This is a genomic window from Pseudomonas sp. 43(2021), assembly GCF_017490805.1.
Taxonomy (GTDB): Bacteria; Pseudomonadota; Gammaproteobacteria; order Pseudomonadales; family Pseudomonadaceae; genus Aquipseudomonas.
The window spans coordinates 1-268 of sequence record NZ_JAFGYJ010000632.1 but is presented as its reverse complement, the minus strand read 5'-3'; the positions used below and the strand labels follow the sequence as shown (position 1 = coordinate 268).

Here is a 268-nt window from a genome sequence, read left to right as displayed (position 1 = left end):
CAATCTCAAATGACTATGTGATTTCTCGCATGGCCACTTGTGATGCTGATAATCTTTGTGACTATCAGTCCGTACTCACAAGCACCCACACGAATTGCTTGATTCGATTTGTTAAAGAGCGTTTGGTCAAGAGCTTTTCGCCTCAACCGAGGCGCGCATTCTACGCTTTCCTCATTTGCTGTCAAGCGTTTATTTTGAAGTTTTTTGCGAGAAACTCGTTTGACTTCAAACACTTGACTCGCTGCGATCTCTCGTAGCGGGAGGCGAA

At 45.1% G+C, this 268-nt stretch carries 1 protein-coding gene; it reads right to left on the bottom strand.

What is annotated here, in order from left to right:
- Positions 1–5: 5 nt before the first annotated feature.
- Positions 6–268, bottom strand: a 263-nt coding sequence (locus J5M71_RS29720) for a hypothetical protein (protein WP_207839147.1), incomplete at its 5' end; no start/stop codon positions are given.